Raw genomic sequence first — 10,239 nt, 5'->3', positions numbered from 1 at the left:
TGGACGGAAAAACCCGCCGCGCCGATCGCGCCGGCACCGAGCGTGCACGACACGCTGCGCTCGATCGAGGCCAGCACCGCGCAATGGGCGACGCTGGGCGGTGCGCAGTCGGCCGACGCCGGGCACGCTGCCGCCGCAGCCGCTACCGTGGCCGGTGTGGCCGTGGCAGCAGCCGGCGTTGCGGCGCCGGCATCGGCGGCCGCATCGACCGTGCCGACCGTGACGACCGTGCCGGCCGGGATCGCCGCCGCGACCCACGGCCTCGCCACACATGACGCCACCGTGTCGCTCGCGCACGATGCGGCGCCGGCGTACGACGACAACGCACCGATCGTGCTCGACGCGTTCATGCCGGCGGCGCCCGCTGTTCATGCACCGGGTGCCGATGCGGGCACCGTGGCGCTCGACGCGGCCGCCCCGCACGCGCTGCCGAATACCGGCAGCGACGATGCCGCGTTTTCGCATCACGCCGACGACGAGATCCGGTACGCCGACGATGCGCCGGCCGCGCCGACGCCGGGAATCCCGCCCGCACCCTCAGCCTCGTTCGACGCGCCCATCGACCTCGCACCGTGGGAAGACCTCGCCAGCCGGCCGGTTTCCGCGTTCGACGCATCCGCGTGGAACCCGGCCGCCGAGTCGTCGACGGACGCGACGGGATCGGAACCGGCCGATCCTGCCGCCGCGCAACCCAGGCGCGAGGCGGCTCGCGACATCGCCGCGAGCAACCTGCCGGCGCCCGTCGATAACGACGACAGGTACACGGCGCAACCGGCTCCCGCAATCGATCACATCGCATCGGCCCGCGTACCGCAGGGCATCGACGATGCGCACGCCGACGTGAAAGCGGCCGGGAACATCGCTCCGTTCGCTGCCCTCCCCTCTTCGCCGATCACCGAAACGACGTCGCGCGCAAGTGCCGAAGCCAGGCCGTTTGCGGCGGTGTCGGCAACGTCGGGATCGGCTGCGTCGGGTGCAGCACCGGAAGCCATCAAGGCAGACACAGCAGAACCTGCGGCACCGCCGGCGGCAAGCGCTCAGGGCTCCGCGCCGGCAGCGGAATGGACTTGGAAACCGTCGACGGCACGATCTGCCCCGACGAATACGACCGCCGCCGTGGAATTGCCGAAATCGCCGGTCGCCGCTCAACCGTTTGCCGCCGCAACGCAGACGGCTTCGGCTGCTGCGTCGCCGCTCGTCGGCACCGCTCAAGGCTTTGCCGCGCAAGCACCTGCATTTGCTTCGGAGACATCGCCTGTCGCCGAGACCACTTCAACGGATCGCGTGACCGGCACGACATCCGGTTCGCCTGCTCAGTCGCCTGCGTCGGCATCGACCGCTGCATCAGTCGCGTCGACATCCGCAATCGGCGTAACTGGTACTGCGTTGGCTTCGCTCTCGCAGCCGGCCGCGTCGACATCGACCGTTGCATCGGTTGCGTCGACAGCCCCGGTCAACGAGACGGGCGCGACTTACGGTTCGTTCCCCCGCGCATCGATGCCCACATCGCCCGTCGTGACTCCGTCGACGGCCGGCACGTCGGCTTCGACATCCGGTTCGACCGCGCCCGCACCGGCTGCCGCACCGACGCTCGCCACCGCGATGCCCGTGAACACCGCGTCCGGCTCGCCCGCGCCGACGCAGGCCAACCCGGCAAGCTCATCGACGGGTACGACATTCGGCACGTTCGGCACCTCCAGCCCGGTCACACCGCAGCCGGCCGCAAGCCTGCCCGCGCCTTCGGCCGTTTCCGACACGACGGCACCGTCCCCCGGCGCCGTCGCACCGATCACGTCCGCCGCAGCGACTCCGGCGCAACCGATCTCCGGCTCGCCCGTCGCTCCGACCGGCTCGCTGCCGTCCTTCGGGGCAACCGCCGCGACACTGACTCCGTCGATCGCTTCCGCACCTGCCGCGATCGAAGCCACGACGTTCGCAGCCCCGCCCGCCCCCACCCCGGCCTCGTCGCCGGCAAGCTGGCACGTGCCGAACGTCGCCGCGACACCGGCAGCCGCAGCCCCGCAACCTGCCACGACATTCCCCGGCGCGAGCCTGTCCGCACCGGCGGCGGTCACGCCCGTACCGGCGATTCCCGCTGCCCCGCCGGCAGAAGCGACCGCCGCCGCGGCAACAACCGAACCCGCCGCCCCGGCCCCCGACACCCCCGCCCGCCCGCCGCGCCCGAACGCGTTCGAATTCCACGCGCCCGCGACGTTCAACGTCGAACTGCCGACCCTCGACCTGCTCGAACCCGCGTCCGACGACATCGAAACGATCACCGACGAACACCTCGCGCAAACCGCGCAGGTCATCGAACAGCGGCTGCAGGAATTCAAGGTGCCGGTAACGGTGGTCGGCGCATCGGCCGGCCCCGTGATCACGCGCTTCGAGATCGAACCCGCGCTCGGCGTGCGGGGCAGCCAGATCGTCGGGCTGATGAAGGACCTGTCGCGCGGCCTCGGCCTCACGTCGATCCGCGTCGTCGAGACGATTCCCGGCAAGACCTGCATGGGCCTCGAACTGCCGAACGCGAAGCGCCAGATGATCCGCCTGTCGGAAATCCTCGAGTCGCGCCAGTACCAGCACTCGGCCTCGCAACTGACGATCGCGATGGGCAAGGACATCACCGGCCATCCGGTCGTCACCGATCTCGCGAAGGCGCCGCACATGCTCGTCGCGGGCACGACGGGCTCGGGCAAGTCGGTCGCGATCAACGCGATGATCCTGTCGCTGCTGTACAAGGCGACTCCCGAGGACGTGCGGCTCATCATGATCGACCCGAAGATGCTGGAGCTGTCGGTCTACGAAGGCATCCCGCACCTGCTCGCGCCGGTCGTCACCGACATGAAGCTCGCGGCCAACGCGCTGAACTGGTGCGTCGGCGAGATGGAGAAGCGCTACCGGCTGATGTCGGCCGTCGGCGTGCGCAACCTCGCGGGCTTCAACCAGAAGATCCGCGATGCCGAAGCGAAGGAAAAGAAGATCGGCAACCCGTTCTCGCTGACCCCCGAGGACCCCGAGCCGCTGTCGACGCTGCCGCTGATCGTCGTCGTGATCGACGAGCTGGCCGACCTGATGATGGTGGCCGGCAAGAAGATCGAGGAACTGATCGCCCGTCTCGCGCAGAAGGCGCGCGCGGCCGGCATCCACCTGATCCTCGCGACGCAGCGCCCGTCCGTCGACGTGATCACGGGCCTGATCAAGGCGAACATCCCGACGCGCGTCGCGTTCCAGGTGTCGTCGAAGATCGACTCGCGCACGATTCTCGACCAGATGGGCGCCGAATCGCTGCTCGGGATGGGCGACATGCTGTTCCTGCCGCCGGGCACCGGTTACCCGCAGCGCGTGCACGGCGCATTCGTCGCCGACGAGGAAGTGCACCGGATCGTCGAGTACCTGAAACAGTTCGGCGAACCGCAGTACGAGGAAGGGATCCTCGACGGCCCGGCCGCCGACGGCGCAACGCAGGACCTGTTCGGCGATGCGCCGGACGCGGAGGCCGATCCGCTGTACGACGAAGCCGTCGCGTTCGTCGTGCGCACGCGGCGCGCGTCGATCTCCTCGGTGCAGCGGCAGTTGCGCATCGGCTACAACCGCGCCGCACGCCTCGTCGAGCAGATGGAGGCGGCCGGGCTGGTGTCGCCGATGGGCATCAACGGCAGCCGCGAGGTGCTCGTGCCGGCCGCGGCCGACTGAGCGCGGCCGCCGCCGCCGTCCACCGATGCGGGCCACCGGGAAACCGGCCGCCCCGGAAAGCAAAGGGCGCTGCATCGGCAGCGCCCTTTGTCATTTACTGCACCGGCACCAGCTTGAAGTCGACCGGCTTGCCGACCGCCACCTTCTGCGGATTCGGGCCCAGTTGCCCCGTTTCCACATTGCGGCTGAACACGTAGAACGTATCGCTGTCCTGGTTGCCGACGATCAGCCACTTGCCGGTCGGGTCGATCAGGAACTCGCGCGGCGTCTTGCCGAGGCTCGACTGGCGGCCGACGGGCTTCAACCGGCCGTCGGCCTGGTTCACCGCGTAGATCACCAGGTCGTTCGCATCGCCGCGGTTGCTTACGTAGAGGAAGCGGCCGTCAGGCGACAGGTGGATCGCACCGCCGCCGACCTTGCCCTTGAAGCCCGGCGCGGTCATCGATACGGTCTCGACCGGCGTCAGCTTGCCGTCGTGGTAGCCGAACACCTCGACCGCCGCGTTGAGCTCGCTCGTCACGTACGCGTACCGGCCGTCGGCGCTGAACACCATGTGACGCGGGCCCGAACCCGCCTTGACCGGCGTGTAGCGCGTGTCGGTCGGGCTGATCAGCCCGCGGCTGCCGTCCACCGTGTACCGGTAGCCGTAGACCTTGTCCGCGCCGAGATCCTGCACGAACAGGTAATGGCCATCCGGCGAAAACACCGTCGAATGCACGTGCGCGCCGTCCTGACGGCCCTTCACGGGCCCCGTGCCCTCGTGGTGCACCGTCAGCACGGCCTGGCCGACCGCGCCGTCGTCGCGCAGCGGAAACACCGCGAAGCTGCCGCCCGGATCCTTCGCGACCGAATAATTGGCCGTCACGAGGTACTTGCCGTCCGGCGACAGCGCGAGATAGCAAGGATCGTTCCCTTCCGACGACACGCGGTCGATGAAGCTCAGCGCGCCCGTCTTCGCGTCGAAGCGGAAGGCGCTGACGCCGCCGCGCTGCGACGCCGGCCCGTCGTCGCCGGGCAGTTCGTTGACCGCGTAGACGGTACGACCGTCGCGGCTCGGCAACAGATACGACGGATTCACCGTCTTCGCCGACGACACCGGCGCGACGCTGCCGGTTTTCGTATCGAAGCGGTAAACATAGATCCCGTCGCTGCCGCCGCCCGTGTAGGTGCCCACGAGCAGGTTGTACACGCCGTCGGCCGGAGCGGGCGATTGCTGCGCAAATGCATGGGTCGCGGAAAGGGAGAGCACGATCGCGAAACCTTTCATCCAGTGAGCGAGCCTAAGCGGGAACCCTCGTGTCGAAGCGCGTGCGTCACGCTCGCGTAAACGGTTGGGCATTGAATCCTCCTTGCATCGAGTCGCTTCAAGTGTTGAGATAGGACGAAACGCCGGCCGTTCATGCGCTCCGCCGCCCGGCCGAGTATACGGGGCGCGGCGCCCGCGCGTGAAGCCTTGGCCGCCGCCGTCCGCATTGTGAACTCGAATACCCAAGGATCGCCTGCCCATGCCTGCCCTGATCGAAGACTACGCCCTCGTCGGCGACGGCCACACCGCCGCGCTGGTCGCCAAAGACGGCTCCGTAGACTGGCTGTGCTGGCCCCGCTTCGATTCGGGCGCCTGCTTCGCGGCGCTTCTCGGCACCCCCGAGCACGGCCGCTGGCTGCTCGCGCCGGCCGCCGATGCCGCGATCACGCACACGTCGCGCCGCTATCGCGGCGACACGCTGATTCTCGAAACCGACTACGAAAGCGCCGACGGCGCCGTCACGGTGGTCGACTTCATGCCGCCCGGCAACGGCTGGTCCGAGCTGGTGCGGATCGTCATCGGCCGCCACGGCACGATGAAGATGCGCATGGAGCTCGTGCTGCGCTTCGACTACGGTTTCTCGATTCCGTGGGTCACGCAGCTGACCCGCGAGGACGGCATGAAGGCGATCGCGGGCCCTGACACCGTCGTGCTGCGCACGCCGGTGCCGCTCACCGGCAAGAACCTCCATACGCTCGCGGAATTCACCGTGAACGCCGATGAACGCGTGCCGTTCTCGCTCAGCTATGCGGCGTCGCACATGCGGCTGCCGCCCGCACGCGATCCGCTGTCGATGCTCGCACGCACCGAGAACTACTGGCTCGAATGGTCGGGCCGCTGCCAGGTGCAGGGCCGCTACGCGGCCGCCGTGCGCCGTTCGCTGATCACGCTGAAGGCGCTGGCGTACGAGCCGACCGGCGGGATCGTCGCGGCGCCGACCACGTCGCTGCCCGAGAAGATCGGCGGCAATCGCAACTGGGACTACCGCTACTGCTGGCTGCGCGACGCGACGATCACGCTGCTCGCGCTGATGCGCGGCGGCTACTACGACGAGGCGCGCGCGTGGCGCACGTGGCTCGGCCGCGTGATGGCGGGCTCGCCCGAACAGATCCAGATCATGTACGGGATCGCCGGCGAACGCCGGCTGCCGGAAATGGAACTCGACTGGCTGCCCGGCTACCAGGACTCGAAGCCGGTGCGCGTGGGCAACGGCGCCGCGAACCAGCTCCAGCTCGACGTGTTCGGCGAGGTGATGGCCGCGCTGCATCTGGCGCGCGTGGGCGGCCTGCAGGCCGACGACACGGTGTGGTCGGTGCAGTGCGCGCTGCTCGACCATCTCGAGAAGATCTGGCAGGAGCCCGACGAAGGCATCTGGGAAACGCGCGGCGGCCGCCGCCATTTCACGTTCTCGAAGGTGATGGCGTGGGTCGCGTTCGACCGCGCGATCAAGTCGGCGGAGATGTTCCGGCTGCCCGGCTCGCTCGACCGCTGGCGCGCGCTGCGCGAGCAGATCCATGCCGACGTGTGCAACAACGCATGGCACGAAAGCAAACGGGCGTTTGCACAGAGCTACGGCAGCGACGAACTCGACGCGAGCGTGCTGCTGATGCCGCTGCTCGGCTTCCTGCCGCCGGAAGATCCGCGCATCGTCGGCACGGTCGAAGCGATCGAGCGGGAGTTGCTGCACGACGGGCTCGTGATGCGCTACCGCACGACCGAATACGACGACGGCCTGCCGCCCGGCGAAGGCACGTTTCTCGCGTGCAGTTTCTGGCTGGTCGACAACTATGCGCTGCTGGGCCGGATCGACGACGCGCACCGCCTGTTCAGCCGGCTGCTCGCGCTGTCGAACGACCTCGGGCTGCTCGCCGAGGAATACGACCCGGTGGCCGGGCGGCTCGTCGGCAATTTCCCGCAGGCGTTCTCGCACGTGGCGCTCGTGCATACCGCGATGAACCTGATGCACCACGAGGACGCGATGGCGCGCGCGGCCGGCCAGCCGGCGCCGGCCGTCGCCACGGGGCGCTGAACGGGGCGCGAGCGGCTTGTTCAGAGAACGTCAAATCGCAAAACTTTGATGAAAAATCGGGGAAATGTTGCATTGCACCACCCATCGTTGTCCGATATGATCGACGCGATTGTCCGGCTGCAGTGCAACATGGCCGGCCGCTGACCCACACGGCACGCCGCGACGCCTCACGCCGCCCTTGCGCACCGTCCCCCACGCGGGAGTAGTCTGCATGCTTTACCAACTGCACGAATTCCAGCGAGCCATGCTGAGCCCGCTGACGGCCTGGGCCCAGGCCGCGTCCAAATCGTTCGCCAATCCGTCCAGCCCGTTCTCGCTGATGCCCGGCGCGCCGCGGATGGCCGCCGCGTACGAGCTGATGTACCGGCTCGGCAAGGATTACGAGAAGCCCGAGTTCAACATTCACCAGATCGTCAAGGACGGCCACAACATCCCGATCGTCGAGCAGACGATCGTCGAGAAGCCGTTCTGCCGGCTGCTGCGCTTCAAGCGCTATTCGGACGACGCCGACGCCGTCACGCAGCTGAAGGACGAGCCGGTCGTGCTGGTCTGCGCGCCGCTGTCGGGCCACCACTCGACGCTGCTGCGCGACACCGTGCGCACGCTGCTGCAGGATCACAAGGTGTACATCACCGACTGGATCGACGCGCGGATGGTGCCGGTCGAGGTCGGCCCGTTCCACCTGCACGACTACATCGCATACATCCAGGAATTCATCCGTCACATCGGCGCGCGCAACCTGCACGTGATCTCGGTGTGCCAGCCGACGGTGCCGGTGCTCGCGGCGATCTCGCTGATGGCGAGCCGCGGCGAGGACACGCCGCTCACGATGACGATGATGGGCGGCCCGATCGATGCGCGCCGCAGCCCGACGTCGGTGAATTCGCTCGCCACGCAGCACTCGACCGCGTGGTTCGAGAACAACGTGATCCACACGGTGCCAGCGAACTACCCGGGCGAAGGCCGCCAGGTGTATCCGGGCTTCCTTCAGCACACGGGTTTCGTCGCGATGAATCCGGAGCGGCACGCACAGTCGCACTGGGATTTCTACCAGAGCCTGCTGCGCGGCGACGAGGAAGACGCCGAAGCGCACCGCCAGTTCTATGACGAATACAACGCGGTGCTCGACATGGCCGCCGAGTATTACCTCGAGACGATCCGCATCGTGTTCCAGGAATTCCGGCTGGCCGAGGGCACGTGGGATGTCGAAGGCGAGCGCGTGCGTCCGCAGGACATCAAGCGTACCGCGCTGATGACGATCGAAGGCGAACTCGACGACATCTCCGGCAGCGGCCAGACGCACGTCGCGCACGAGCTGTGCACGGGCATCCCGCAGGACCAGCGCCGCAGCCTGACCGCCGAGAAGTGCGGTCACTACGGGATTTTCTCGGGCCGCCGCTGGCGCACGATCATCTATCCGCAACTGCGCGACTTCATCCGCGAGCATGCGCCGGAGCCGAAGCACGGCGCGACGAAGGATGCCGCGGATGCGCCGGCGCCCAAGACGCTCTCCGCCGTGCCGGCCAGCCATGCGCCGCTCGAAACGACGCGCGCCACCGCGGCGAAGCGCACGCGCGCGAAGGCCCCCGCCAAGGCAGTCGCAGCGGCGCCGGCCAAGGCCGCACCGGCCGCGAAACGCGCCGCCGGCGGCCCGCGCGTCAAGGCCGTGCGTACGCGCAAGGCCGCCTGACGCACCGCGTTCCGACGAAAAAACGCCGCCGTTGCCTGCGCACGGCGGCGTTTTTGCATCCTTCGACCGCTTCGGCCGGCCGGTGCGTCAGCGACGCAGCAGATACGCGAGCAGCAACTCGGTGTTCATGCGTACCATCTCGGCGCGTTCGTCGGTGTCGGTAAAATCGCGGCCGAGCGTCGCGGCGAGCGTGAAGCGGTTCGACACGATGTAGTAGCCGAGCCCCGACAGCGTCACATAGAAGCGCAGCGGATCGACGTCGGTGCGGAACAGCCCGGCCTTCTGGCCGCGCGTCAGCACGTTGCCGAGCTTCGCGACGATCGGCGACATCATCTCGCGGATCCGCGTCGACTTGTGCAGGTAGCGCGCTTCGTGCAGGTTCTCGTTGTTGATGAGCCTGAGCAGTTCCGGATGGTCGCGGTAGTAGTCCCAGACGAAATGCGCGAGCCGCGTGACGGCTTCCACCGGCGCGACGCCGTCGAGGTCGAGCACGCGCTCGGCCTCGGTCAGCGCGGAGAACGCGTGTTCGAGCACGGCCGTGAACAGCTGCTCCTTGCTGCCGAAGTAGTAATAGAGCATGCGCTCGTTGGTTTCGGCCCGGCGCGCGATCTGGTCGACGCGCGCGCCGAACAGCCCTCCACTCGCGAACTCTTCGGCTGCCGCCATCAGGATGCGGCGGCGCGTACCTTCAGGATCTCTTTTGATTTTTGGCTGATTCATGGTGGCGTTTTGCTATGTGAGCCGCTTGATCCGGACCGGCACCCCCACCGCCTCGGCGCCGGCCGCCCTGGAACGGGCGCGCCGCGGGCGGCCGCCCTCCTGCTGAGCCCCTGCAAAAAAGCGGTTCGATTATGCGCACAGACGGCGTCCAGCGCAATGCGGGAAATCGGCGATAATCGAGCTTTGGCAAACCTTTCCGGCCGCGCCCGAAGCGGCCGAGAGCCATTCGGCGCCGCTGCGCCCGTTGTCACCGTGACCGACTCCAAAACACTCGCGGATCGCATCGAAGATCTGCTTCCCCAGACGCAATGCACGAAGTGCGGCTATAACGGCTGCCGGCCGTACGCCGAGGCGATCGCCGCCGGCGACGCGAACTACAACCAATGCCCGCCCGGCGGCGCCGAAGGCATCGCGCGCCTCGCGGGCCTGCTCGGCAAGCCCGTGATTCCGCTGAACCCCGTGAACGGCAGCGAGCATCCGCGCGCCGTCGCCTTCATCGACGAAAGCCTGTGCATCGGCTGCACGCTGTGCATGCAGGCGTGCCCGGTCGACGCGATCGTCGGTGCGCCGAAGCAGATGCACACGATCGTCGAGTCGCTGTGCACGGGTTGCGACCTGTGCGTGCCGCCCTGCCCGGTCGACTGCATCGCGATGCTGCCGGTGACCGGCGAACGCACCGGCTGGGATGCGTGGTCGCAGGAACAGGCCGATGCCGCGCGCGAACGCCACGACCTGCGGCTCGCGCGCCAGCGCCGCGAACGCGAAGCCGCCGAAGCGCGCGCGGCCGCACGCCGCGCG

The 10,239-nt window shown here is 68.4% G+C and carries 6 protein-coding genes; 4 read left to right on the top strand and 2 right to left on the bottom strand.

Annotated elements, in window-relative coordinates; all coding sequences use genetic code 11:
• Positions 1 to 24: 24 nt before the first annotated feature.
• Positions 25 to 3,696 carry a DNA translocase FtsK gene (locus tag DPV74_RS34715; RefSeq protein ID WP_374709010.1) on the top strand — a complete coding sequence of 1,224 codons (3,672 nt, stop codon included), beginning with the start codon at positions 25 to 27 and terminating at the stop codon, positions 3,694 to 3,696.
• 94 nt (positions 3,697 to 3,790) lie between these two features.
• Here DPV74_RS34715 and DPV74_RS34710 read toward each other — a convergent pair whose 3' ends face one another.
• Entirely contained in the window at positions 3,791 to 5,035 is a 1,245-nt protein-coding gene (locus DPV74_RS34710) for a lactonase family protein (RefSeq protein WP_027786811.1), read from the bottom strand.
• Between the two features lie 166 nt (positions 5,036 to 5,201).
• On the opposite strand from DPV74_RS34710, the gene DPV74_RS34705 reads away from it, so the two are divergent.
• Together DPV74_RS34705 and DPV74_RS34700 are read left to right on the top strand one after the other, a co-directional pair.
• Positions 5,202 to 7,031 carry a glycoside hydrolase family 15 protein gene (locus DPV74_RS34705; RefSeq protein WP_021161258.1) on the top strand — a complete coding sequence of 610 codons (1,830 nt, stop codon included), beginning with the start codon at positions 5,202 to 5,204 and terminating at the stop codon, positions 7,029 to 7,031.
• Positions 7,032 to 7,242: 211 nt separating this feature from the next.
• A complete protein-coding gene (locus DPV74_RS34700) occupies positions 7,243 to 8,721 on the top strand; it encodes a polyhydroxyalkanoate depolymerase (protein WP_060172950.1) in 1,479 nt (492 codons plus the stop codon).
• An 87-nt stretch (positions 8,722 to 8,808) separates the two neighbouring features.
• On the opposite strand, the gene DPV74_RS34695 is transcribed toward DPV74_RS34700, so the two are convergent.
• The gene (locus DPV74_RS34695; protein WP_021161256.1) at positions 8,809 to 9,441 is read right to left on the bottom strand and encodes a TetR family transcriptional regulator; all 633 of its coding nucleotides are present in this window, start codon (positions 9,439 to 9,441) and stop codon (positions 8,809 to 8,811) included.
• Between the two features lie 156 nt (positions 9,442 to 9,597).
• Between DPV74_RS34695 and rsxB the strand changes: the two genes are divergently transcribed.
• Positions 9,598 to 10,239 (top strand): electron transport complex subunit RsxB (rsxB, locus tag DPV74_RS34690; RefSeq protein WP_119338834.1); only part of this gene is annotated, 642 nt, incomplete at its 3' end.

It is taken from the genome of Burkholderia sp. HAN2018 (assembly GCF_024704855.1).
In the GTDB taxonomy this organism is placed as follows: domain Bacteria; phylum Pseudomonadota; class Gammaproteobacteria; order Burkholderiales; family Burkholderiaceae; genus Burkholderia; species Burkholderia cepacia.
This window is presented reverse-complemented; position numbering and strand designations above follow the sequence as displayed.